This is a genomic window from Neisseria sp. HMSC055H02, assembly GCF_001813335.1.
Classification (GTDB): domain Bacteria; phylum Pseudomonadota; class Gammaproteobacteria; order Burkholderiales; family Neisseriaceae; genus Neisseria; species Neisseria sicca_C.
Genome location: NZ_KV812106.1, coordinates 1 through 216, shown reverse-complemented (window position 1 = coordinate 216; position 216 = coordinate 1). Strand labels below are relative to the sequence as shown.

The following is a 216-nucleotide window of genomic DNA, read 5'->3' as shown; positions in this document are numbered from 1 at the left end:
CGCCAAAGGCGTAGCGGCGAAAGACGCGGTAGACAACAAAGGCATCAGCTTCGCAGGCGACAGCGGTACGACCGTTGCCAACAAACTGGGCGATACCGTCGCCGTTAAAGGCGATGCCAACATCACCACCACCGCAGGCGCGAACGGTATTCAGGTCGGCCTCAACAAAGACCTGAAAGTCGACAGCGTCAAAGCAGGCGATACGGTTGTGAACAA

1 protein-coding gene is annotated in these 216 nt (G+C 57.4%); it reads left to right on the top strand.

What is annotated here, in order from left to right; all coding sequences use genetic code 11:
* A partial coding sequence (locus tag HMPREF2907_RS12980) for a hypothetical protein (protein WP_168165209.1) occupies window positions 1–216 on the top strand: 216 nt, incomplete at both ends.